This is a genomic window from Streptomyces sp. NPDC001941, assembly GCF_040296945.1.
In the GTDB taxonomy this organism is placed as follows: domain Bacteria; phylum Actinomycetota; class Actinomycetes; order Streptomycetales; family Streptomycetaceae; genus Streptomyces.
Genome location: NZ_JBEOYE010000043.1, coordinates 39,276 through 63,017, shown reverse-complemented (window position 1 = coordinate 63,017; position 23,742 = coordinate 39,276). Strand labels below are relative to the sequence as shown.

Annotated in this window: 23 protein-coding genes; 2 read left to right on the top strand and 21 right to left on the bottom strand. The window is 72.2% G+C overall.

What is annotated here, in order from left to right:
• The first annotated feature begins 29 nt into the window (after positions 1-29).
• Entirely contained in the window at positions 30-509 is a 480-nt protein-coding gene (locus ABT160_RS26525) for a murein hydrolase activator EnvC family protein (protein WP_351650306.1), read from the top strand.
• A 196-nt stretch (positions 510-705) separates the two neighbouring features.
• On the opposite strand, the gene ABT160_RS26520 is transcribed toward ABT160_RS26525, so the two are convergent.
• The 18 genes from ABT160_RS26520 to proS all read right to left on the bottom strand — a co-directional run bounded on the left by ABT160_RS26520 (position 706) and on the right by proS (position 16,010).
• A complete protein-coding gene (locus tag ABT160_RS26520; RefSeq protein WP_351650326.1) occupies positions 706-1,266 on the bottom strand; it encodes a TetR/AcrR family transcriptional regulator in 561 nt (186 codons plus the stop codon).
• Between the two features lie 84 nt (positions 1,267-1,350).
• Positions 1,351-2,187 carry an RNA polymerase sigma factor WhiG gene (gene whiG / locus ABT160_RS26515; RefSeq protein ID WP_351650305.1) on the bottom strand — a complete coding sequence of 279 codons (837 nt, stop codon included), beginning with the start codon at positions 2,185-2,187 and terminating at the stop codon, positions 1,351-1,353.
• 254 nt (positions 2,188-2,441) lie between these two features.
• Positions 2,442-3,701, bottom strand: a complete 1,260-nt coding sequence (gene dprA / locus ABT160_RS26510; RefSeq protein WP_351650304.1) for a DNA-processing protein DprA — start codon at positions 3,699-3,701, stop codon at positions 2,442-2,444.
• Positions 3,698-5,374 carry a YifB family Mg chelatase-like AAA ATPase gene (locus tag ABT160_RS26505; protein WP_351650302.1) on the bottom strand — a complete coding sequence of 559 codons (1,677 nt, stop codon included), beginning with the start codon at positions 5,372-5,374 and terminating at the stop codon, positions 3,698-3,700. The genes dprA and ABT160_RS26505 overlap by 4 nt, the downstream gene beginning before the upstream one ends.
• 1 nt (position 5,375) lies before the next feature.
• Positions 5,376-5,735, bottom strand: coding sequence for a YraN family protein (locus ABT160_RS26500; RefSeq protein ID WP_351650301.1), 360 nt, complete (start codon positions 5,733-5,735; stop codon positions 5,376-5,378).
• A gap of 193 nt (positions 5,736-5,928) precedes the next feature.
• A complete protein-coding gene (locus tag ABT160_RS26495; RefSeq protein WP_351650300.1) occupies positions 5,929-6,237 on the bottom strand; it encodes a DUF2469 domain-containing protein in 309 nt (102 codons plus the stop codon).
• An 87-nt stretch (positions 6,238-6,324) separates the two neighbouring features.
• Positions 6,325-6,822 carry an NUDIX hydrolase gene (locus ABT160_RS26490; RefSeq protein WP_351650299.1) on the bottom strand — a complete coding sequence of 166 codons (498 nt, stop codon included), beginning with the start codon at positions 6,820-6,822 and terminating at the stop codon, positions 6,325-6,327.
• Positions 6,815-7,546, bottom strand: a complete 732-nt coding sequence (gene lepB / locus ABT160_RS26485) for a signal peptidase I (RefSeq protein ID WP_351650298.1) — start codon at positions 7,544-7,546, stop codon at positions 6,815-6,817. The genes ABT160_RS26490 and lepB (ABT160_RS26485) overlap by 8 nt, the downstream gene beginning before the upstream one ends.
• A gap of 212 nt (positions 7,547-7,758) precedes the next feature.
• Positions 7,759-8,574 (bottom strand): signal peptidase I, encoded by an 816-nt coding sequence (lepB, locus tag ABT160_RS26480; RefSeq protein WP_502984303.1) that lies wholly within the window; start codon positions 8,572-8,574, stop codon positions 7,759-7,761.
• The gene (gene lepB, locus ABT160_RS26475) at positions 8,564-9,658 is read right to left on the bottom strand and encodes a signal peptidase I (RefSeq protein ID WP_351650296.1); all 1,095 of its coding nucleotides are present in this window, start codon (positions 9,656-9,658) and stop codon (positions 8,564-8,566) included. Before lepB (ABT160_RS26475) ends, lepB (ABT160_RS26480) begins: the two co-directional genes overlap by 11 nt.
• A complete protein-coding gene (gene lepB / locus ABT160_RS26470) occupies positions 9,651-10,451 on the bottom strand; it encodes a signal peptidase I (RefSeq protein WP_351650295.1) in 801 nt (266 codons plus the stop codon). The genes lepB (ABT160_RS26475) and lepB (ABT160_RS26470) overlap by 8 nt, the downstream gene beginning before the upstream one ends.
• Before the next feature lie 60 nt (positions 10,452-10,511).
• Positions 10,512-10,862, bottom strand: a complete 351-nt coding sequence (gene rplS / locus ABT160_RS26465; protein WP_351650294.1) for a 50S ribosomal protein L19 — start codon at positions 10,860-10,862, stop codon at positions 10,512-10,514.
• Between the two features lie 132 nt (positions 10,863-10,994).
• Complete coding sequence (trmD, locus tag ABT160_RS26460; protein WP_351650293.1) at positions 10,995-11,816, bottom strand: tRNA (guanosine(37)-N1)-methyltransferase TrmD; 822 nt, start codon at positions 11,814-11,816, stop codon at positions 10,995-10,997.
• Entirely contained in the window at positions 11,813-12,460 is a 648-nt protein-coding gene (rimM, locus tag ABT160_RS26455; protein WP_351650292.1) for a ribosome maturation factor RimM, read from the bottom strand. Before rimM ends, trmD begins: the two co-directional genes overlap by 4 nt.
• Positions 12,461-12,561: 101 nt before the next feature.
• Positions 12,562-12,801 (bottom strand): RNA-binding protein, encoded by a 240-nt coding sequence (locus ABT160_RS26450; protein ID WP_005311361.1) that lies wholly within the window; start codon positions 12,799-12,801, stop codon positions 12,562-12,564.
• 2 nt (positions 12,802-12,803) lie between these two features.
• On the bottom strand, positions 12,804-13,247 hold the full coding sequence (gene rpsP / locus ABT160_RS26445) for a 30S ribosomal protein S16 (RefSeq protein WP_351650291.1): 444 nt from the start codon (positions 13,245-13,247) through the stop codon (positions 12,804-12,806).
• A gap of 533 nt (positions 13,248-13,780) precedes the next feature.
• On the bottom strand, positions 13,781-14,374 hold the full coding sequence (locus ABT160_RS26440; protein ID WP_351650290.1) for a hypothetical protein: 594 nt from the start codon (positions 14,372-14,374) through the stop codon (positions 13,781-13,783).
• A 226-nt stretch (positions 14,375-14,600) separates the two neighbouring features.
• Entirely contained in the window at positions 14,601-16,010 is a 1,410-nt protein-coding gene (gene proS, locus ABT160_RS26435) for a proline--tRNA ligase (protein ID WP_351650289.1), read from the bottom strand.
• 185 nt (positions 16,011-16,195) lie between these two features.
• Between proS and ABT160_RS26430 the strand changes: the two genes are divergently transcribed.
• Positions 16,196-17,050 (top strand): methyltransferase domain-containing protein, encoded by an 855-nt coding sequence (locus tag ABT160_RS26430; RefSeq protein WP_351650288.1) that lies wholly within the window; start codon positions 16,196-16,198, stop codon positions 17,048-17,050.
• 247 nt (positions 17,051-17,297) lie between these two features.
• On the opposite strand, the gene ftsH is transcribed toward ABT160_RS26430, so the two are convergent.
• The 3 genes from ftsH to ABT160_RS26415 form a co-directional block, all read right to left on the bottom strand.
• Positions 17,298-19,142: an ATP-dependent zinc metalloprotease FtsH gene (gene ftsH, locus ABT160_RS26425; RefSeq protein ID WP_502984302.1), complete on the bottom strand. Its 1,845-nt coding sequence runs from the start codon at positions 19,140-19,142 to the stop codon at positions 17,298-17,300.
• Between the two features lie 347 nt (positions 19,143-19,489).
• Positions 19,490-21,043: a signal recognition particle protein gene (ffh, locus tag ABT160_RS26420; RefSeq protein WP_351650286.1), complete on the bottom strand. Its 1,554-nt coding sequence runs from the start codon at positions 21,041-21,043 to the stop codon at positions 19,490-19,492.
• 193 nt (positions 21,044-21,236) lie between these two features.
• Positions 21,237-23,684, bottom strand: a complete 2,448-nt coding sequence (locus ABT160_RS26415) for a [protein-PII] uridylyltransferase (RefSeq protein WP_351650285.1) — start codon at positions 23,682-23,684, stop codon at positions 21,237-21,239.
• Between the last annotated feature and the right edge of the window lie 58 nt (positions 23,685-23,742).

The following is a 23,742-nucleotide window of genomic DNA, read 5'->3' as shown; positions in this document are numbered from 1 at the left end:
GGGCTCACCGGAAGGAGGGACGACGACCGATGACACGACCGCTGACGGCGGCCCTGCCACTGACGCTGATCCCGGCCCTGGTGTGGCCCCTGGGCCCACCGGACCCGGTGGTGGTCCGCGGCTGGGAGCCCCCCGCGACGCCCTACGGCCCCGGCCACCGGGGCATCGACCTCGCGGCCCCGCAAGGCGCCCTGGTCAGGGCCGTCGCGTGGGGGACGGTCACCTTCGCGGGCCGGGTCGCCGGCCGCGGTGTGCTGACCATCACGCTCCCGCACACCGGGAACCCGCCCCTGACCACCACGTACGAACCCGTGACCGCCCTGGTCCCCCGCGGCACGCACGTCACCCGGGGCCGGCCCGTCGCCACCTTGACGGGCACCACCCACTGCGGCACGGGCTGCCTCCACTGGGGCCTGCGCCGAGGGACCGGGACCTACGAGAACCCACTGACCCACCTGAGACGCCCACCTTCCCGCCTACTGCCGAGAGCGGGGGTGCGGGGACCGTAGGGGTGGGGGGCAGGGGGTGGGGGCGTGGAGGGCGTGGAGGGCGTGGGCGTAGGGCTGTAGCGCGCAGCCCGGGGCGGGTGGCCGTGGGCCAGCGGTAGCCGTGGTCAGCCATGACCGGGGACGGGGAGGGAGGGGCGGGGGGGGAGGGGGCGGGGGGGGAGGCCCCCCAGTTGCAGAACCGGCCAGGCCCCCGCCGTCAGGCCCCCTGCACCCCGTGCAGGCTCATGGAGACCGCGGCGTCCACGATCGCGGCGGGTTCCTCCGCGGCGCCGAGCTCGATGCGGCGTACCGCGGCGTCGACGACGCCCTGGAGGAGCATCGCGCCGAGCCGGGGCTCTTCCTGGCCGAGTTCGCGGAGTGCTTCGACGATCATCGCGACCAGCCCGCCGTGCGCGGCCCGGATCTTCTCGCGGGCTCCGGCGTCGAGTTCGCTGGCGGAGATGGCAACGACGGCCCGGTGGCGGCGGTCCCCCACCAGTTCAAGCTGCCGGCGCACGTACGCCTCGACCTTGCCCTGGGGCGTCTCGGCGCCCTGCATCGCGTCCTCGACCTCGGCGGCCCAGACGGGGAAGTCGACGGCGCACAGCTCCTCGACGACGGCGGCGCGGGAGCGGAAGTACTCGTACACGGAGGAGCGGGCCAGCCCCGTGCGCTCGGCGAGGGCGGGGAAGGTCAGCGCCTCCGTACCGCCTTCGGACAGCAGGGATCGCGCGGCGTCCAGCAGGGCGCCTCGCTGCATCGTCCGGTGCTCGGCCACGGAGGCCGCTCGAATCCTTGGCACGCCCCCACTTTACGGATACCCGCCGCGCACGGAAGCGGGGAGCCTCGTTCGGGGCCCGCGTCAACGGCCGACGTCGGCCAGCTTGGCCCGCAGTTGCAGGACGGACTTGGTGTGGATCTGGCTGACGCGGCTCTCTGTGACGCCGAGCACATTGCCGATCTCGGCGAGCGTCAGTCCCTCGTAGTAGTAGAGCGTGACCACGGTCTTCTCGCGGTCCGGCAGGGTGTTGATCGCGCGGGCGAGCAGTCGTCTGAGCTCGCGGTCCTCGGCCACCTCGACGGGGTTGTCGGCGGCCGTGTCCTCCAGGGTGTCCATCAGGCTGAGCCGGTCGCCGCCCTCGCCGCCGACGTGCAGCAGCTCTTCGAGGGCCACCACGTTGGCGAGGGACAACTGGCTGAAAACAGCGTGCAGTTCCTCGACCGCGATGCCCATCTCCGCGGCGACTTCGCTCTCGCTCGGAGTGCGCCTCAGCTGCGCTTCCAGCGTGGCGTAGGCGCGCTCGACGGCGCGGGCCTTCTGCCGTACGGAGCGGGGGATCCAGTCCAGGGCCCGCAGTTCGTCGATCATCGCGCCGCGGATGCGGGTGATCGCGTACGTCTCGAACTTGATGGACCGCTCGATGTCGAACTTCTCGATGGCGTCGATGAGCCCGAAGACCCCGGAGGAGACGAAGTCGGCCTGCTCGACGTTGGACGGCAGCCCGACGCTCACCCGGCCCGCCACGTACTTGACCAGTGGCGAGTAGTGCAGGATCAGCTGTTCACGCAGCCGCCCATCGCCCGTCGTCTTGTACGACCGCCACAGCTCCTCCAGTGAGGAGGGCGCGGGCGGCCGTGTTCCACCGCGGGCAGCGGGGGGTGCTGCCGTGCGGTCGGACCCGGACGTGTGCTGGGGCATGCCGTGCCTTGAGCCGTTCTGCTGTGGTGTGAACCGCGGGGTGCGGCGGGACGGGCGGGTTGGCTGGAATGAGTGTGAGCGTAGCGTGACTGGGCAGTCGCGTTAAGCGAACAGGGGTGCTTGGGGCCCCGCCGGGTATCACCCGTCGGGCACACCTTCGAGCGGGGGCGGACGGTGCTTGCGTCGGCCCCCGGCGTCGCGCCGGGAGAACTGCGAAGGTCATCGCCTTCACCTTTTCACCCGAATGCCCCAGGTCAAGTACCGCCTCGCCGCGCGTTCGGCCCTGGTGTCCCCCGGTTCGTCAACTGCCAGCCGTCCCCGTGCCGTTCGACGAACCCCAACGAGTGGAGTTCGTACAGCCTGCCGAGCACCTCGTCGGCCGTCGTTCCGGCGGCGCGCGCGATGGCGGGCCCGTCGCGGGCGCCGCGGCCGGGAAGTGCCTCCAGGATCCGGGCGGTGCGCGGGTCGAGGAGGTCGCGGGCGTGCACCGGGCCGCGCCGGGCGGGTGCCAGGTCGCCGATGTCGCCGACGAGTTCGGCGATCTCCGCCGCGTCGGTGACCAGGACGCCCTCTCCGCGCAGGAGTTCGTGGACTCCCGCGGAGAGCCCGCTGGTGACGGGACCGGGGACGCCCATGGTGTGCCGGCCCATGCGCTGGGCGGCGCGGGCGGTGGCCAGGGAGCCGCTGCGGTACTCCGCTTCGACGACGACCGTGCCCCGGGTGAGTGCGGCGATGACGCGGTTGCGGAGCACGAACCGGCTGGGGGTGGGGTGGTCTCCGGGTGGCAACTCTCCGATGACGAGCCCTTGTTCGGCGATGCGTCCGATCAACTCGGTGTGCCCGCGCGGGTAGGGCGTGTCGATCCCGCAGGCGAGGACGGCGATGGTGGCGCCTCCCGCGGCGAGTACGCCTCGGTGGGCGGCGCCGTCGACTCCGTACGCGGCGCCGGAGACCACGACCCAGCCTCGCTCCGCGAGTCCGGCGCCGAGGTCCGCCGCCGTGTGCGCCCCGTAGGGCGTGCAGGCCCTGGCTCCGACGACGGCGACCGAGCGCAGTGCCCAGGCGCGCAGGTCGGCCTGTCCGCGCACCCACAGTCCGAGGGGGCGCGCGTCGCCCAGGTCGTCCAGCTGGCTGGGCCACTCGGGCTGTCCTGGTACCAGGAACCGTCCGCCGAGTTCCCGTACGGCGGCGAGGTCCCGCTCGGGGTCGACGGCGGCGGCGCGCTCCCGCAGCGCACGTACCCGCCGCTCGCCGACTCCGTCGAGGGTTCCCGGCTCGTAGGGCAGGCGGGTCAGCCGGTCGAGGAGTCCTACGGCTCCGAACCGGCGCAGCCAGCGTCCGGCGTTCTCGTCGCCGGGTTCGATGACGCGTGTGAGGGCGACCCGTGCCAGCCGTTCCCGTTCCCGTTCCCTCCCCTCCCCGGCCCGGTCGGCCGCGCGGTCCCCGGGCCCTTCGCCTCCGGTACGGGGACGTCCTGCGGCGGGCCCGGCCCCGCCCCCGCCGTCGTGCGTCATGGTCCTGTCCACGCCACGCCCCCGTACTCCGCTTCCGTGACGCGTTCTTCCTCGGGCACCGGTTCCGGTTCGCGTACGAGCAGGGGCGCGCCGCGGGCGACTCCGGTCCGCAGCTCCAGCGCGAGGCCCACGTCGCCCTGGTGGGGCCGGTCGCGCCCGCCGAGGTCGGCGAGGGTCCAGGCGACGCGCAGGACCCGGTCCAGGCCGCGGGCGGTGAGCATGCCGCGCTCCAGGTCGCGTTCGGCCGCGGCGAGGGCGCCGGGTGCGACCGTCCAGCGGGTGCGCAGCTCATGGCCGGGCACTTCGCTGTTGAGGGTCCAGGGGGTGCCCGCGAACCGGGCGGCTGCCCGCTCCCTCGCTTGTCCCACCCGGGCGGCCACGGTGGCGGAGCTCTCTCCTCGTCCGCCCCGTCCGAGCAGGTCGGAGCGGGTGACCGGCTCGACCTCGACACGCAGGTCCACGCGGTCGAGCAGCGGGCCGGAGAGCCGGGCCTGGTAGCGCCGGATGACGGAGGCGGGGCATTCGCATCCGGCGCCGTTGAGCGTGTGGCGCCCGCAGGGGCAGGGGTTGGCGGCCAGGACCATGAGGAACCGGGCGGGCAGGCGGACCACTCCGGCGCTGCGGGCGACGACGACGTGTCCGGATTCCAGGGGCTGGCGCAGTGCGTCGAGGACCTTGGCGGAGAACTCGGGTGCCTCGTCAAGAAAGAGCACTCCGCGATGGGCGAGGGAGACGGCGCCGGGTCGGGGCAGTCCGTTGCCGCCGCCGACGAGGGACTGCATGGTGGCGGAGTGGTGGGGGGCGCAGTAGGGCGCGGACCGCACCAGGGGTTCGCCGGGTGGCAGGATCCCCGCGACGGAGTGGACGGCGGTGACTTCCAGGGAGTCCTGGCGGGTGAGGGGCGGCAGGATGCCGGTCAGCCGTTCGGCGAGCATGGTCTTGCCGGCGCCGGGTGGTCCGGACAGCAGGAGGTGGTGGCCTCCCGCGGCGGCGACTTCGAGGGCGGTGCGGGCGGCCCGCTGTCCGGCGACGTCGGCGAGGTCGGGTCCTTCGCCGGGTCCCGCGGCGAGTCCGGTGCCCACTCCGGCGCCGGGGACGAGGAGTCCGGCGAGCATGGCGTCGGGTCTGCCTTCTTCGGCGGGTTCCTCCTGGGGTACGGGTTCGTCGGCGAGGACGGCGATGAGCTGGCGCAGGGTGCGCACGCCGAGGACGGAGACGCCGGGGACGAGTGCGGCTTCTCCCGCGGTCTGTTCGGGGACGACGACCTGGCGGTATCCGGCTTCCGCGGCGGCGAGCACGGCGGGCAGTACGCCGCGCACGGGCCGCACCCGTCCGTCCAGGCCGAGTTCGCCGATGAGGACGAGGTCGGCGATCTGGCGGGGGTCGATGCGTTCGGCCGCGCCGAGGACCGCGCAGGCGACGGCGAGGTCGAATCCGCTGCCGCTCTTGGGTACGAAGGCGGGGCTGAGGCCGACGGTGAGCTTCTTCTGGGGCCATTCGGCTCCGGCGTTGACGACGGCGGCCCGTACCCGGTCGCGGCTTTCGACCAGGCTCTTGTCGGGCAGGCCGACGAGGGTGAAGGCGGCGACTCCGGGTTCGAGGTCGGCCTGGACCTCGACGACGACGCCTTCCACGCCGATCAGGGCCACCGAGCAGGTGCGTGCGAAGCCCATGTCAGCCCACTCCCCGCACGTGCTCGACGCGGGGTGCTCCGCGCCGGGGCAGGGTCACGCCCACCAGGTCGATGCGGACGCCTCCGGGCGGTGGCCCGTGGTGGCGGGCCAGCCAGCATTCGGCGAGCCGTCTGAGGCGCTCGGTCCTGACCGGGGTGAGGGCCGCCATCGGGCAGTAGGGGCCTGTCCTGCGGGTCTTGACCTCGCAGACGACGAGCGCGTCGCCGTCGCGGGCCACGATGTCGATCTCGCCGGTGCGCCCGCACCGCCAGTTGCGGGCGAGGACCTTCATCCCGGCCGCCCCCAGGCGGCGGGCCGCCAGTTCTTCTCCGTACCTTCCGAGTGCCCTGGTCGCGTTCATTTCGGCACCACCTCCGGCACCGACGATCCCGCCGCGCCCCGATCCTTGTGGATCTTGGTGGATAACCTCCGGGATGTGGAAAACTCGGCCACCCCGACGAGTGAACGCCCCCCTGTGCGGGCCCTCCCCCTCAGCTCCCGGGCAGCTCCGGGCCCCTCCCGGGACGCCCAGAGGCTCCGGACCGGCTCCCGGGTCAGCTCCCCGGCAGCTCCAAGTCGCTCTTGTTGAGCTCCTCGATGTTCACGTCCTTGAAGGTCAGCACCCTGACCTGCTTGACGAACCTGGCCGGCCTGTACATGTCCCAGACCCAGGCGTCCGCCATCGTCACCTCGAAGAACACCTCACCCTGCACCGAGTGCACCTGCATCTCGTAGTCATTGGTGAGGTAGAACCGGCGCTCGGTCTCGATCACGTACTTGAACAGGCCGACGACGTCGCGGTACTCCCGGTAGAGCTTCAGCTCCATCTCGGTCTCGTACTTCTCGAGGTCCTCGGAGCTCATGGCATGTTCCCCTTCAGCCGTGCGTCCCCCCATTGTGCGCCAGCCCCCGGCGACCCCCGGCGATTTCGGCCCCAGCCATGGCGGGCTTCAGCCGAATTCGGGGTCCAGGTCCAGCGGCGCACTCGGAGGCCCCTCGTCGAGCAGCGTACGCAGCAGCTCAGCGAGCCTGGTCGGGTACACCGTCTCACGGGCCACCGACAGTTCGGCGGAGGTCCACCACCTGAGACCCGCGACGCTGCGCGCCTCCAGGTCCGTCAGCGCCGCCGGGACCATCTCCTCGGCCGCCACCTGCCCGGTGCGCACCAGGTAGAACCACTCCTCCTGGTGCCAGCGGCGCCCGTCGAACGGGAACGAGCAGAGCCGCCGCCACAGCAACGGCCCCAGTTCCAGGCCGGTGAGGCCGGTCTCCTCGGCCAGTTCCCGCAGCGCGGCCTGCTCCCGGCTCTCCTCGCCCTCGACACCGCCCCCGGGCGTGAACCACCAGCGCTGCCCGGGATCGTCCGGTTCGAAGCCGTGGATGAGCAGGATCCGGTCGTCGGGGTCGAGCACGACCACCCGCGCGACCCTGCGTACCTCCTCAGCCATGCGCGACGGCCTCGCGCGCGCGCGTGCGCCTCCCCCGCCTCTTGGCCAGCGGCCCGTAAGCCGCCCCGCCCAGGATCAGCACCGCCCCGGCCACCACGGTCCAGGCCACCAGCGTCACCGGCCCGGGGCTGGAGACGCCGCCCGGCATCCCCTCGAACGCCGCGGGCCGGTCCACCATGGACCCCAGGGGCCACACCACGGCGTCCACGCGGCCGCTGACGGCGCTGAGGGGCACCGAGCCGTGTCCGGCGTCCTGGAGGTGCGAACGGGAGTCCAGGGAGCCCGTGCGCTCGTCGCCGAGGAGGAAGATCTGCCCCTTGGGCACGGTGGCGGTGAAACCGATCGGCGAGGCGGCGGGAGCGCGCACGTACGGCTCCTGGACCACCTTTCCGTCGATGCTGAGGCGCCCTCCGGCGTCGCAGCAGGCGACCTTGTCGCCGCCGACCCCCACCACGCGCTTGACCATCGGCAGGTCGCCCCACGCCGGGTCCTTGAAGATCACCACGTCGCCGCGCCGGACGTCGGCGCCGTCGATCCGCTGGGCGAGCACCCGGTCCCCCGCGCCGACGGTCGGGGTCATCGAGTCGGTCGGCACGGTGTACGGCTTGTACAGCACGGCGCCCCAGGCGAAGCCGCCGAGGAAGAGCACGCAGCCGAGGGCCACCGCCACTCCCGACAGCACACCGCCCAGGCGGCTGCCTCCCGCCGTTGTCTTTCCGGTCATCCCAGTGCCCTCCCCGCTCAGGGAACGTCCCCGCCACCACGGGCGCACGGGCCCGCGGCCGGAGTCGAAGATCTGGGACGGCACCCTACCCGCGGGTCCCTACTCGGCGGTATGCCCGTCGGCACACCGTGCCGCCGGGCCCGCGCGAAGCCCCGGGAACGGCCGTGCGGCCCGCCGAGGATCTCGGCGGGCCGCACACGGGACAGCTCGGGTCAGGCCGGCGCGGCCACCCGGCGCCTGCGCCACAACACGATCGGCACCGCGCCCACGAGGCCCAGCGCGGCCGGCGAGGTCGCGGCCTTCGCGGCGGCGTTCAGCCCCGGCTGGTCGAAGGTCGGCGGGACCGGCAGCGTCGCCCAGCGGTTGACCGGCCAGGCCACCACGATCGCGCGGCCCACCACGTCGTCCTCGGAGACCGTGCCGTTGCCCGGCAGGGACTGGTGGTAGCGGGAGTCCAGCGAGTTCTGGCGGTTGTCGCCCATCACCCAGATCCGGCCCTCGGGCACCTTGATCGGACCGAACGGCTGGTCGTCGCAGGGCGTCGAGCCTGGCGCGATGAAGTCCTGCTCGTTCAGCGCCTTGCCGTTGACGTGGACCTTGCCGCCGCGCTTGCACTCCACGGTGTCGCCGCCGACCGCGATGACCCGCTTGATCAGGTCCTTCTCCTCGGCGGACGGCATCAGGCCGATGAAGCTGAGGAACTTCTGCACCGCGTTCGGGTCGGGCGTGGGCTCGCCCTCCAGCCACTTGCCCGGGTCGTGGAAGACGACCACCTCGCCGCGCTCGGGCTTCGAGCCGAACCACGGGGTGAGCTTGTCGACCAGCACGCGGTCCCCGCGCTGGAGGGTGTTCATCATCGAATCCGACGGGATCGAGAAGGCCTGCACCAGGAAGGTCTTGATCAGCAGCGCCAGGACCAGCGCGACACCGATCAGCAGCGGCAGTTCCTTCCAGAAGGAACGCTGCTTCTTGGGCTCGCGCTCCTCCTCGTGCTGCTGCGAGGCGTCGTCCGCCCCGTCAGCCGCCACCGCGGTGTCCGCCGTCACGGGCGACTCGGCGGGCAGCTCGGGCCTCTTCTCGGGCTCGTCGTGGCCGGACCGTGCGCCGACAGCCAAATCCCCCACATCCACTCCTCACTCCGTGCAACCGCCCGCCCCAGGACAGGGGCAGGCCCACCACTCCCATAACGAGCGGGAGTTCCGCAGGGGTCGGGAGCCGGGTCATTCCGTCGGAATACGTGTGGTCGCCACCGGGACGACCGTGTCGAGAGGACACACTATGCGACGCACCGCGCGCGGTGGCCGATACCGGGCGCGCGTTGGGTACGGAGGCGAAGGTGTCCGGCTCGGTGAGCCTGCGCCAGTGGGAGAACGGCCAGACGATCGCCACGGCCCTGCCCACCACCTGGTCCTCGGACACCGTGCCGTGGTCCTTCTCCGCCAGGTGGAACCGCGAGTCCGCCGAGTTGGCCCGGTGGTCGCCCAGGACGAACAGCCGTCCCGGCGGGACCTTCACCTCGAAGGGGATCGTGGACGGCGCGTTCCCCGGATGCAGGTACGGCTCGTCCAGCGGGACCCCGTTGACGGTGATCCGGCCGTCCTTCCCGCAGCACTTCACGGTGTCCCCGCCGACGCCGACGACCCGCTTGATCAGGTCCCGCTCGTCGCTGGAGGGCAGCAGGCCGATGTACGTCAGCACCTGCTTGGCCTGCTTGACCCCCACCGGGTCGGCCTTCTTCCGCGCCTCTTCGCTGGGCAGCCAGTTCCCGGGGTCCTTGAAGACCACCACGTCCCCGCGCGCGGGCTTCGACCCGAACCAGGGCGTGAGCTTGTCGACGACCACCCGGTCCTGGATCTTGATCGTCTGTTCCATCGATCCCGAGGGAATGACGAACGCCTGCACCAGGAACGTCTTCAGTACGAGTGCGATGAGCAGCGCCACCGTGATCAGGAGGGGTATCTCCTTGACGGCCGAGCGGCGTCTGCGGCGCTTGACCCTGCGGGCCAGCCGGCGCCGTTCCGCGCGTCCCGGCAGCGGACGTTCCGGGTCGGTGGGACGCGTACCGGTCGGCAGGGGCACGTCCTGCCCGGCCCGCCGCCCGCGGCTACCCACGGCCACCTCGCGCGTGCGCGCGCGTGGCGTCCGGCTCGGGTACGCGCGCGAAGGCGTCCGTTTCCGCCAGGGACTGCCAGCGTCCCGCCGGCCAGCCGATCCAGTCGGCACGGCCCACGACCTTGTCCACGGGCACCATCCCGCCGCCGGGCTCGCCCAGGTGGTCGCGCGAGTCGCGGGACTTCGCACGGTGGTCGCCCATCACCCACAGGGCGCCCCGCGGCACCACGATGTCGAAGGCCACCTTGGAGGGGCTGTCGCCCCGGTACAGGTACGGCTCGTCGACGGGAACGCCGTTCACCTCGACGCGACCGCCCTTGCCGCAGCACGTCACCCGGTCGCCGCCGACGCCGACGACGCGCTTCACGAAGTCGGTGTCCGAGGGTTCGGCCAGGCCGAGGCCGGAGCCCACCCACCGTGCGGCCGCAGACACCGGGTTCTCCCGGGGACCCTCGCGCACGAAGGAGCCGGTGCCGTCGAAGACGACCACGTCGCCGCGGCGGGGCTGCTCGCCGAAGCGGTAGGCGAGCTTGTTGACGAGCACCCGGTCACCGACCTGGAGCGCGGGCTGCATGGAGGTGCTGGGGATCAGGAAGGGCTGTACGACGAAGTGGCTGAACAGCAGCAGGAACACCGCGCAGGCCGCACCGATCAGCGCGGCCGTGCGCCCGGATATCGGCAGCCGTCCGCGGCGGGCGGCGCCCCTCACACGCGCGGAGCGCGACCGCTCCCCCGCCGTCTCGTCGGACGGGGAGGTGCGGTCGCGCTCCGGGTGCTGTGCTTCGGTGTCCATCGCGGGCAGAGCCTAGCCGGACTGCCTGTGGACCGAGCGTGCGCGCTGGTGAGCCGGGGCTCAGTTGTCGCGCTTCTCCTTGATCTTCGCGGCCTTGCCGCGCAGCTCACGGAGGTAGTACAGCTTGGCGCGACGGACGTCACCGCGGGTGACCAGCTCGACCTTCTCGAAGATCGGGGAGTGCACGGGGAAGGTGCGCTCGACGCCGACGGAGAAGGAGACCTTGCGGACCGTGAAGGTCTCGGAGACGCCCGAGCCCTGACGGCGGATGACGACACCCTTGAACTGCTGGATACGGGAGCGGTTGCCCTCGATGACGCGGACGTGCACGTTGACGGTGTCACCCGGGCGGAAGGCCGGGACGTCGGTGCGCAGGGACGCCGAGTTGACGGAGTCGAGCAGGCTGGCCATGTTTTCTGCTTCCTCGCCGATGCCACAGGTCATCGACGGACATTCGAGATGGGAGTTCGAAGGCGCTGATCGCGTCGGGCGGACGTCGTGTCCCCCTGTGGCAGGGGCGCACGCCGGACGTACAGCAGCGTCCTATTCTTCCACGTCGTGGGCCCTGCGCCAAAATCGGCCGTCGGCCGTCGGCGCCCAGCCCAGGATCGACAGGAGTTCGCGGTCCTTCTTGTCGAACGCGGATGCCTCGCAGCGCTCGATCAGGTCCGGACGGTTGGCGACCGTACGGCGCAGTGCCTCGTCCCGGCGCCACCGCGCGATCTTGCCGTGGTGGCCGCTCACCAGGACGTCCGGGATGTCCCGGCCGCGCCAGGACGGCGGCTTGGTGTAGACGGGCCCCTCCAGCAGGTTGGCCATGGCTCCCGGCGCGAACGAGTCGTCGCGGTGCGACTCCGCGTTGCCGAGGACCCCGGGCAGCAGCCGCGCCACGGCCTCCGTGATCACCAGCACGGCGGCCTCGCCGCCCGCGAGCACGTAGTCGCCGATGGACACCTCGTAGACCGGGATCCGGGTCGCGTACTCGTCCATCACCCGCCGGTCGATGCCCTCGTAGCGCGCGGGCGTGAAGACCAGCCAGGGGCGCTCGGAGAGCTCCACGGCCAGTTCCTGGGTGAAGGGGCGTCCGCTGGGCGTGGGGACCACCAGGGCGGGCGCCGAGGCCCCCTCCTCGTACCCCTCGGCGAGCAGCTCGTCCAGGCAGTCGCCCCACGGCCCGGTCTTCATGACCATGCCGGGGCCGCCGCCGTAGGGGGTGTCGTCGACCGTGTTGTGCCGGTCGTACGTCCACTGCCGCAGGTCCCGCACCCGTACGTCCAGCTGTCCGCGCGCGCGGGCCTTGCCGACCAGGGAGACGTTCAGCGGCTCCAGGTACTCGGGGAAGATCGTGACGACGTCGAGCCTCATGCCGTGGACCCGCCCGCGCCGTTCTCGCCACCGCGGTCCGCACCGGAGGGCTCTTCGTCGGAGGGTTCGCCGTCCGCGCCGGAGGGGTCCTCGTCGGAGGGTTCGTCGTCCTCGCGGGAGGAGGCGATCTCGGCACGGTCGTCGATCAGGCCCGGCGGCGGGTCGATCACCGCGCGCTGCTCGTCGAGGTCGATCTCCGTGACGATCTCCCCCACGAACGGGATCATCACCTCGGTGCCGTCCGGGCGCTCCACGATGAACAGGTCCTGCGACGGCAGGTGCGTGATCTCGGTGATCCGTCCGACCTCGACGCCGTCGACGGTGACCACGTCCAGGTCGACGAGCTGGTGGTCGTAGTACTCGTCGTCCTCGTCCGGGCGCTCGTCCGGGTCGACGGTGGCGATCAGGAGGGTGTTGCGCAGCGCCTCGGCCCCGTTGCGGTCCCGTACGCCCTCGAAGCGCAGCAGCAGCCGTCCGCTGTGCACCCGGCCGGTCTCGACGGTCAGCGGCCCGGCGGAGGCCGGGTCGGTCGTCAGGACGGCGCCCGGGCCGAGCCGCAGCTCCGGCTCGTCGGTCCGCACCTCCACGGTGACCTCGCCCTTGATGCCGTGGGCGCGGCCGATCCGCGCGACTACCAGCTGCACTCGACTCTCCTGTCGGAACGACGACGGGCCGGGGAAGGCCGCTGGAGCCCTCCCCGGCCCGTTGCCGGCGTTATCTGTAAAGAAACTGCCTTACGACTTCGTCAGCGGACCTGGTCCACGTCGACGAGGTCGACGCGGATTCCGCGGCCGCCGATGGCACCCACGACGGTGCGCAGGGCGCGCGCGGTGCGGCCGTTGCGGCCGATCACCTTGCCGAGGTCGTCCGGGTGGACCCGGACCTCGAGAACGCGCCCGCGGCGCAGGTTGCGCGAGGCGACCTGCACGTCGTCGGGGTTGTCGACGATGCCCTTCACGAGGTGCTCGAGAGCCTCCTCGAGCATGCTCAGGCCTCGGTCGACTCGGTGGACTCGGCCTCGGCCTCGTCCGCCTTCTTCTCGGACTTCTTCGCCTTCGGGGTGATGGCCTCACCCTTGGCGTCGTCACCCTCGAGGGCCTTCGCGAACTCGTCGAAGGAGCGACGCTTGTCTTCCTTCGTCGCCGGGGAGAGCAGGGCCTTCTCCGGGGCCGGCAGGCCCTTGACCTTCTGCCAGTCGCCGGTGAGCTTCAGGATGGCGAGGACCGGCTCGGTCGGCTGGGCGCCGACGGACAGCCAGTACTGCGCACGCTCCGAGTCGACCTCGATGCGAGACGGGTTGTACGTCGGGTGGTACAGACCGATCTCCTCGATGGCCCGGCCGTCACGGCGGGTACGGGAGTCGGCGACGACGATGCGGTAGTGGGGCTGGCGAATCTTGCCGAGACGCTTCAGCTTGATCTTGACTGCCACGGGAGTGGTGTCTCCTGGAGTTGACGTGGTTGGGCACGGGCGGTTGCCGCGTGGGGTTGCGGTACCCGAGTGCCCGATGGACGCGTCAGCCGGAGGAGAGAGGGGTCCTGTGCGACTGTCGAGTACAGCTAGCCATTGTGCCACAGACGCGCGGCACACCCGACCTCGGGGGCCGATATCACGGCAGGCGGGAGGCCGACCGGAAGGCGGGCCGTGACCCGGCCGGGAGCCGAAGGGTGCGGCACGGAGTGACCGGCGGGTGCTCCGCGGAGTGACACGGGCCCGCACGCCAACCGTACGACGGCCGACGGCGCACCGGCCGCATCGGAGTACGGACCCGGCGGCAGCCGGAGGGCAGGCCGGTGTACGTACGCCGGGCCGTACCGGGACGCGGCCCGGTCCCGCCCGGGCAGCCGTACGGCGGTACGCGCGGGCGAGCGCCAGGTGATGGGGAACCGGGGCCGGTGCGACAGCCGGCCGGGTCAGCGGCGCGGGGCCTCGGGGGGCCGCCCCGCGTCGCCGCCCGGACAGCCTCAGCCGGCCGCGCCGACCGTCTCCGGGATCCGGAAGGGCTTGCCGCAGCCGCCGCAGACGATCGGCGCCTGCGCCAGGACGGACGGCACCACGCGCACGTTGCGCCCGCAGTCGCAGACCGCCTTCACGCGTACGCCCCCGCCGGACGAACCGTGCCGGGCGGCCGGACCGCGGAAGGACCGCTTGGTGTCCGCCGCCGTCGCGACCGTGTGCGCCTTGAGGGCGCGCTGGAGTCTCTCCATCGTCGGTCGGTACCGCCGCTTGGCTTCCGCGTTCAGCGTCACCAGGGAGAAGCCGCTGCTGGGGTGCGGCTCCTCGGGATGGTCCAGGCCCATCTCCTCGGCGATCGCCAGGAAGCGTCGGTTGTGGTAGCGGCCGGCGCGCGAGGTGTCTCGGACACCTCGCGCGGCGGCGATGCCGTGGACTGCCTCGTGCAGCAGTCGCTCGAAGGAGAGCTCGGCGCCACAGGCGGACGACGACTCTCCGATCAGGGACTCGGGCGCGGCAAGATCGGGCAGCTCGGGGTGGTGCCGCTGAATGTCGGCCCACGCCTGTGCCAGCTCTGCGGCGAGAACAGGTGGTGTCGTGCTCACGTCGTGATAACGAGCCGGGACGCCCCCGGGTTCCATTCCGGGGCATCCCAAATATTTTGCACGTACCCGTCAGTCGGCGATGATGCGCGCCGACGAGGGCCAGTGCGCTGATCTGCGGAGAAGCCTCACAGCTCGCACCAAGCCGGTACGTAGTGGAGCGTACGCCCCGGCGCGTAGGCGAACTCGCCGCGCCGGGGCGCCCGTTGAACCAGAGGTGTGGAACGGCTCAGTAGGAGCGGGCCACCACGGCGACAGTACCGGGGGCGTCGTCCGCCTCCGGCACCGACCCGTCCTCGGCGACCAGGCAGCGCACGGACACCGAGCTCTCGGCGAGCTTCGCCTCGCCCTCCGGGCCCAGCACCGACCACGGGATGCGCGCCCAGCCGGTCGCCGCCGCCTCCGCGGCCTCCTCGATCGTCGACACCTCCACGGTCCGCGACAGCCGGCGCTCGCGCGCCTGCGTCAGCAGCAGCGCCTGGTCCTCCTCCAGCGCCCTGGGCAGCAGCTCGGCGAGCGCGTCGATCGCCACCGGCTCCTTGCCGCCGGGGATCCGGCGCGCCAGCATCGCCGTACCGTTCTCCAGGTCGCGCGGGCCGATCTCCACCCGTACGGGTACGCCCTTCAGCTCCCAGTCGACCGCTCGGCGGCCGAACGGGGTGTCCACGCGGTCGTCCACCTGCACCCGCAGGCCGGCCGCGCGCAGCCGGTCGCCGAGCTCGCGGACCTTGGCGACCGCCTCGTCGCCCTTGATGGCCATCACGACGACCTGGACCTGCGCCAGGCGCGGCGGCACCCGCAGGCCGTTGTCGTCGCCGTGCATCATCACCAGGGCGCCGATCATGCGCGTGGTGGAGCCCCAGGAGGTCTGCCAGACGTACTCCTGCTTGCTGTCCTTGGACAGGTACTGCGTGTTGAAGGCCTTGGCGAAGTTCTGGCCCAACTCGTGGCTCGTGCCCATCTGCAGGGCCTTGCCGTCGCCCATCATGCCTTCGAGGGTGAGGGTGTTGATGGCGCCGGCGAAGCGCTCCTTGGCGGTCTTGCGGCCCAGCACCACGTCCATGGCGAGGACGTTCTCCATGAAGTCCGCGTACACGTCCCGGTGGATGCGCGCCGCGAAGTCGCGCGCGTCCTCGTAGGTGGCGTGCGCGGTGTGCCCCTCCTGCCACAGGAACTCGGAGGTGCGCAGGAACAGCCGGGGCCGCATCTCCCAGCGGACCACGTTGGCCCACTGGTTGATGAGCAGGGGCAGGTCGCGGTAGCTCTGCACCCACTTCGAGAAGTAGTCGTTGATGATCGTCTCGGAGGTGGGGCGGACGACGACCGGCTCCTCCAGCTCCTTGCCGCCGCCGTGCGTGACGACGGCGAGCTCGGGGGCGAAGCCCTCGACGTGCTCCGCCTCCTTCGTCAGGTACGACTGGGGGATGAACAGCGGGAAGTACGCGTTCTGCGTGCCCGTCGCCTTGATCCGCGCGTCCATGTCCTGCTGCATCCGCTCCCACAGGCCGTAGCCGTACGGTCGGATGACCATGGTGCCCCGCACCGGTCCGTTCTCGGCCAGCTCGGCCTTGGAGACCAGGTCCTGGTACCAACGGGGGAAGTCTTCCGCCTGGGGCGTGAGAACAGGTGCCTTTGCCATGGCGCGCATCGTACGGCCCGGCGACCCCCGGGCGTGAATCGTCCGGGCTTCGTCCGCCCTCTGGACTTGCGGACGGATGCGGAGTTCCCTGGCATACGGGGGAGAGTGCGAGCGCACGCACACGGGGGCTGTCAATCAGGGCACGGACGCACAGATGGACCTCTCGGCGGAATGGGGCGCTTTCGATGACACCTACGCTCGTCCGGCACCACCCCCACCCGGCTTCGGCACCGCCCGTCGCGGACGCGTGCGCACGCGCGCGTGACTGGGCCGAGATCCAGGAACGGATGCTGGTACCGCTGTACGAAGCGGTGTACGAGCGCCTTGAGGTGGGAGCCGGTACGCGACTGCTGGCACTCGGCTGCGGCTCCGGGCTGGCCCTGCTGATGGCCGCCTCCCGCGGCGCCCGGGTCACCGGCGTCGACAGCGACCACGCGCGCGTGGAGCTCGCCCGCGAACGCCTCACGCCCGCCACCCCCTGGGCCGGCTGCCCGCGCGGCGCCCGGCTCCTCGAGGGCGGCCCTGGCCGGGCAGCGGACCCCGCCCGCGCGGCGTACAACCTCGTGACGGCCTTCACCCCGATCGGCTGCGCCGCGGGTGACTCCGAGGGCCTCACACCGGCGCTGGAGGCGACCGTGCCGCTGGCCGAGCGGGGCGCCCCGGTGGTGCTCGTCGGCTGGGGCCCGCCCGAGCGCTGCGCCACCTCGGCGGTGCTGCGGGTGGCGACGCGGCTGACGGAACGGCTGCGGGCGCCGGGCGTCTGGCGGCCCGCGCGGCGTGACGACCTGGAGGACGTGGCGTCCAAGGCCGGCCTGAAGCCGGACGGCTCGGGGCGGGTGGCGTGCCCGTTCGGGTACTCGGACACGGAGAGCGCGGTCCGGGGGCTGCTGTCGACGGGCCTGTTCGACGGGGCGGTACGCGCGACGGACCAGGCGCAGGTGGAGAAGGAGCTGACAGAGGCTCTGCATCCGCATGTGCGGCGGGACGGAACGGTGTGGATGCCGAACGTCTTCCGGTATCTGATCGCGCGTACGCCGTGAGGTGTCAGCTGCCGGCTGTCGGCTGTCGGCTGTCATCCGTAATCCGTAATCCGTCCGGACAAGTGACAGATGACAGCAGACAGATGTCAGCGGACAGCGGACAGCGGACAGCGGACAGATGACGAATGCCTGGGTGTCAGCTGACAGATGACAGATGACGGATGACGCATAAACGAGTGACGGATGACGGATGTTGAAATCCGTCATCCGTCATCTGTCACCCCGACATCCGTCAACCGGCCGTCCGCTATCCGTCCTCCTTCGTCAGCCGCGTGATCCCCGCCGCCCGGTACGCCTCCGCCTCCTCCAGCGTCTCGGCGGCCAGGAGGGCTTCCGACAGGGCGTCCAGTTTGTCGCGGTTCTCGCGGAGCAGGCGGCACGCGTCGTCGTAGCACTCGTCCACGATCCGGCGCATCTCGCCGTCCACCGTGTCCAGGGTGGCCGGGGCCGCCGAGAGTCCGTACGCCTGCTGGGCGTCGGCGGGGATGGCGGTGAGCCGGCCCACCACCTCGCTCATCCCCCAGCGGCCGACCATGCCGCGCACGATGTTGGTGACCTGTTCGAGGTCGTTCTCCGCGCCCGTGGTGATGACGCCGAAGACGACCTGCTCGGCCGCCATGCCGCCGAGGGCGCCGATGATGCGGCCGCGCAGGTACTCCTCCGTGTACGCGTACTTGTCCGCGTCCGGGGTGGAGAGGGTGACGCCGAGGGCGCGGCCGCGCGGCACGATGGTGATCTTGCGGACCGGGTCGGCGCCGGGCTGGAGCATGCCGAGCAGGGCGTGGCCGCTCTCGTGGTAGGCGGTGCGGCGGCGTTCCTCCTCGGGCATGACCAGGGGGCGTTCGGCGCCGAGCTGGACCTTCTCCAGGGCGTCGGACAGGTCGGACTGGGTGACCTGGCTCTGCTGGCGCTTGACGGCGAGGAGGGCGGCCTCGTTGGCGAGGTTGGCGAGTTCGGCGCCGGTCATGCCGGGGGTGGTGCGGGCGACCTGGGCGAGGTCGACGCCGTCGGCGAGCGGGATCTCGCGGGTGTGGATGCGCAGGATGGCCTCGCGGCCGCCGCGGTCGGGCGGGGAGACGTTGACGACCCGGTCGAAGCGGCCGGGGCGGGTGAGGGCGGGGTCGAGGACGTCGGCGCGGTTGGTGGCGGCGATGACGATGACGCCTTCGGAGCCGGAGAAGCCGTCCATCTCGGTGAGGATCTGGTTGAGGGTCTGCTCGCGTTCGTCGTGGCCGCCCATGCCGGCGCCGCCGCCGCGGGCGCGCCCGATGGTGTCGATCTCGTCGATGAAGATGATGGCGGGGGCGACCTTGCGGGCCTCGGCGAAGAGTTCGCGGACCCGGGAGGCGCCGACGCCGACGATCATCTCGATGAACTCGGAGGCGGACGCGGAGAAGAACGGCACGCCGGCCTCTCCCGCGACGGCCCGCGCGAGCAGGGTCTTGCCGGTGCCGGGCGGCCCGGCGAGCAGGACGCCGCGGGGCATCTTGGCGCCCATCTTGCGGTAGGCGTCGGGGTTCTTGAGGAAGTCGACGACGTCGTTGAGCTCGCCCTCGACCTCGTCGATGCCGGCCACGTCCTCGAAGGTGGTGCGCTTGCCCTCTTCGAGGGCGACCGGCTTGGGCGGCTGCTTGCGGCCGAGCATGCCTCCGGCGCCGCCGCCCATGCCCTGGCTCATCCGGCGGGCGATGAAGATCCACAGGAAGACCAGGAGCAGCATGGGCGCCAGGGACAGCAGCAGGTTGGCGAGGAAGCTGCGGTGCTGGACGACGGGTTCGGCGGTGACGGTGACGCTCTGCTTGGTGAGCTGTTCCCACAGGTCGTCGTCGGCGAAGGTGGGGCGCTGGGTGGTGAACTTGGTGTAGTCGCCCTTGCCCTCGCCGGAGGGCACGGGCTGCTTGTTCTTGAGCTGGCCCTGGATGGCGTCGCCGGTGGCGTAGATCTTGGAGACGTTGCCCGTGGTGACCTGTTTGCTGAACTCGGTGTACGAGATGGTCGGCTCGTCGCCCTCGTTGAAGAACGACAGCACGAGGTTGGCGATGAGGTAGACGACCAGGGCGGTGAGGATCAGGCTGCCCCAGCCGCCGGGCATCTTGCGCTTGGGCGGGGGTGGCGGGGGCGCGCCCTCGGAGCGCCAGGGCTGGTCGGTCCGGTCGCGCGGGGGTACGGAACTGGGCACGCTGTGTCTCCTCCACCCTGCGTCGGCTGTCGGACCTCGTTCCCATCAGTCCATGGACGGGGCGGGTCCGCCAGTCGGGGAGGCCGGGCGGAGGACGGCGGAGGGCGCGGACGGAGGGGCGGAGGGAGGGGTGGGCGGGGACGAGGAAGGGGCCCGCCGCCGTTGCCGGCCGCGGGCCCCTTCCTCGTACGGATTCCCCGTACGGATTCCCCGTACGGATGCGCAAGCGCGCGTACGGATCCGTACGGTGTTCCGGGCCGTCAGCCCATGAACTTCTTGAACTCGTCGGGGAGCTCGAAGTCCTTGCCGGGCTCGCCGGCGGGCAGCCCGAAGGCGTTGCCGCCCTGCTGGGCCTGGTCGCGGCGGGCCTGGGCGGCCTGCTCGTCGGCCTTGCGCTTCATGGGGTTGCCGCTCTTGCGCTTGCCCTTGGCCTGCTTGACCTGCTTCTTCTGGCGGGAGCCGCCGCCCCCCATGCCGGGCATCCCGGGCATGCCGGGCATGCCGCCGCCCTGGGCCATGCGGGACATCATCTTGCGGGCCTCGAAGAAGCGCTCGACGAGGCTCTTGACGGCGCTGACCTCGACGCCGGAGCCCTTGGCGATGCGGGCGCGGCGGGAGCCGTTGAGGATGGTGGGGTCCTGGCGCTCGCCGGGCGTCATGGACTTGATGATGGCGGCGGTGCGGTCGACGTCGCGCTCGTCGATGTTGTTGATCTGGTCCTTGATCTGCCCCATGCCGGGGAGCATGCCGAGCAGCTTGGAGATGGAGCCCATCTTGCGGACCTGTTCCATCTGGGCCAGGAAGTCGTCGAGCGTGAAGTCCTGGCCCTTCTTGGACGCCAGCTTGGAGGCCATCTTGGCGGCCTCTTCCTGGCTGAAGGTCTGCTCGGCCTTCTCGATGAGCGAGAGCATGTCGCCCATGCCGAGGATGCGGGACGCCATGCGGTCCGGGTGGAACGCGTCGAAGTCGTCCAGCTTCTCGCCGTTGGAGGCGAACATGATCTGGCGGCCGGTGACGTGCGCGATGGAGAGCGCGGCACCGCCTCGGGCGTCGCCGTCGAGCTTGGACAGGACGACGCCGTCGAAGCCGACGCCGTCGCGGAAGGCCTCGGCGGTGTTGACGGCGTCCTGGCCGATCATGGCGTCGACGACGAAGAGGACCTCGTCGGGGCGCACGGCGTCGCGGATGTCCGCGGCCTGCTGCATGAGTTCGGCGTCGATGCCGAGGCGGCCCGCGGTGTCGACGATGACGACGTCGTACTGCTTGGTCTTGGCGTACTCGATGGAGTCCTGGGCGACCTGGACGGGGTCGCCGACGCCGTTGCCGGGCTGGGGGGCGTAGATGCCGACGCCGGCGCGCTCGGCGACGACGCTGAGCTGGTTGACGGCGTTGGGGCGCTGGAGGTCGCAGGCGACGAGCAGCGGGGAGTGGCCCTGGCCCTTGAGCCAGTGGCCGAGCTTTCCGGCGAGGGTGGTCTTACCGGCACCCTGGAGGCCGGCCAGCATGATGACGGTGGGGCCGCTCTTGGCGAAGCGGAGCCGTCGGGTCTCGCCACCGAGGATGCCGACGAGCTCCTCGTTGACGATCTTGATGACCTGCTGGGCGGGGTTCAGCGCCTGGGAGACCTCGGCGCCGGTGGCGCGCTCCTTGACCTGCTTGATGAAGGCGCGGACGACCGGCAGGGCGACGTCGGCTTCGAGCAGTGCGATACGGATCTCGCGCGCCGTGGCGTCGATGTCCGCCTCGCTGAGCCTTCCTTTGCCGCGCAGGGTCTTGAAGGTATTCGCCAAGCGGTCGGAGAGAGTATCGAACACGTCGCTCGTCGGTCCTCGGGTCGGGTACGGGTCTGGGTCGCCCTCCAGGGTATCCGGCCCTGCCGGGAAGCCGACCCCGGCGGTCGTACGGGATCGGTTCCGGCGGTCGTACCGGATCGGTCCCGGTGGTCGTACCGGATCGGTCCCGGTGGTCGCGGGGGCGTGCCCGGGGTGGGGCGGACGGCGGCGGGTGTCAGTCGCGCAGGGCCTTCTCGACGGCGCGGACGGCGTCGGTGGCCTCGTCGGGGGCGAGGGGCGCGCCGTCGGGTCCGGTGACGTAGAAGGCGTCGACGGCGTTGGCGCCGAGGGTGGAGACGCGGGCGCTGCGGACGTGGACGCCGTGGCTCTCCAGGGCGTGGCCGATGCGGTGCAGGAGGCCGGGGGCGTCGTGGGCGCGCACCTCGATGACGGTGGCGCGCCGGGAGGCGGCGGGGGCGAGGGTGACTCGCGGGGGCGGTGCGGTGAGGCCGTGGCGGCGGGGGTAGGCGGCTTCGCGTTCGGCGAGGCGCTGGGGGATGTCGAGGGTGCCGTCGAGGGCGCGTACGAGGTCGGCGCGGAGCCGGGTGTCGTCGGGGAGGCTGCCGTAGGCGGCGGCGACCTGCCAGTCGAGGACGAGGGCGGTGCCGAGTCCTTCGGGCAGGTGGAGGGTGCGCAGGTCGGCGGCGTGGACGGTGAGGCGGTGGAGGGCGAGGACGCCGGCGGCGGCGGGGAGGATGCCGGGCTGGTCGGGTACGGCGATGCGCAGGGTGGCGCCGATGGCCTCGGGGGTGTCGTCGGCGTCGGGGGCGTCGCCGTCGGCGGGCTCGTGGTGGGTGTGGAGGGTGAGGACGGGGCCGCCGGTGCGCAGGGCTTCGACGGCGAGGCGTTCGTGGTGGGCGCCGGGGGCGGTGTCCTCGGGGTCGGGGGGCGGGTCGCCCGCGAGGGCGGCGGCGACGCGTTTGACGAGGTCGGCGACGAGGTTGCCGCGCCAGGTGGACCAGGCGGCGGGGCCGGTGGCGAGGGCGTCGGCCTCGGTGAGGGCGTGCAGGAGTTCCAGGGTGTCGGGGTGGGTGACGGCGTCGGCGACGGTGCGGATGGTGACGGGGTCGTCGAGGTCGCGCCGGGTGGCGGTGTCGATGAGCAGCAGGTGGTGGCGTACGAGGGTGGCGACGGTGTCGGTGTCGTGGGGGGTGAGGCCGATGCGGGTGGCGACGTCGCGGGCGATGGTCTGTCCGGCGACGCTGTGGTCGCCGGGCCAGCCCTTGCCGATGTCGTGCAGGAGGGCGGCGATGAGGAGGAGGTCGGGGCGGTGGACGCGGCGGGTGAGGTGGGCGGCGCGTACGGCGGTCTCGACGAGGTGGCGGTCGACGGTGAAGGTGTGGACGGCGTTGCGCTGGGGGCGGCAGCGGACGCGTTCCCAGTCGGGGATGAGCCGGGTGACGAGCCCTTCGGCTTCGAGGGCTTCCCAGACGGGGAGGGTGGCTTCGCCGGCGCCGAGGAGGCTGACGAGGGCGTCGCGGGCTTCGGCGGGCCAGGGGACGGGCAGGGGCGGTGCGGTGGTGGCGAGGTGGCGTACGGCGTGCGGGGAGAGCGGCAGGGCGTGCTGGGCGGCGGCCGCGGCGGCGCGCAGGGGCAGTACGGGGTCGCGTTCGGGGCGGGCGGTGCGGGCGAGGACGGTTTCGCCGTCCATGTCGACGACGCCGTCGGCGAGGGGGGTGCGTTCGGGCTGGCGGGGGGCCTTGCCGATGAGGGCGCGCAGCCGGGGGCGGGTGGTGCGGGCCTTGAGGACGCGGTGGACCTCGCGCCAGGTGACGTCGCTGGCGTAGGCGATGGTGCGGGCGGCTTCGTAGACGTGGCGCAGGAGGGTGTCGGCGTCGAGGAGGCCGAGTTCCTCGGCGACGGCGTCCTGTTCCTGCAGGGCGAGCCGTTCGGTGGCGCGGCCGGTGGTGAGGTGGAGGGCGTCGCGGGTGTCGAGGAGGGTGCGGCGGGCGGCGTCGAGGCCCTGGCGGGGGGCGTCGGCGATCCAGGAGGCGGCGATGGCGCGCAGGACGGTGGTGTCGCGCAGGCCGCCGTGGGCCTCCTTGAGGTCGGGTTCGAGGAGGTGGCGCAGTTCGCCGGCGCGGTCGGTGCGTTCGCGGCGCAGTTCGCCGAGTTCGGGGAGGCGTTTGGCGGCCTGGTTGCGCCAGTCGGCGAGGATCGTGGTGCGCAGCCGGGTGGTGAGGCCGAGGTCGCCGGCGAGGTGGCGGGCGTCGAGGAGGCCGAGGTGGGCCTTGAGGTCGTCGGCGGCGGTGGTGCGGGCTTCGCCGGGGGTGCGTACGGAGTGGTCGAGGGCGAGGCCGAGGTCCCAGACGGGGTACCAGATGCGGTCGGCGAGCGCGGCGATGTCGGCGGCCGGGGCGCTGCCGTCGTGGAGCAGGAGGACGTCGAGGTCGCTGCGGGGGGAGAGTTCGCCGCGGCCGTAGCCGCCGACGGCGACGAGGGCGGTGCCGCGCGGGGGTGCGGCGGCGGTGTGGAGGGCGGCGAGCCAGGTGTCGGTGAGCCGGGCGAGGGTGGTGCGGCGGGTCGGCCCGCTCTGGCCGCTGTCGTTGAGCAGGCGCAGGCGGGCCGCCGCGTAGCCGTCGGGTGCCGTGTCGTCGGCGGGGGTCGCTTCGGTACTGGTCACCCTGGGGCTCCTCGGTTCTGTTCAGTTTTCGGTTCGTCGGTCGTCGGTCATGCGGTTC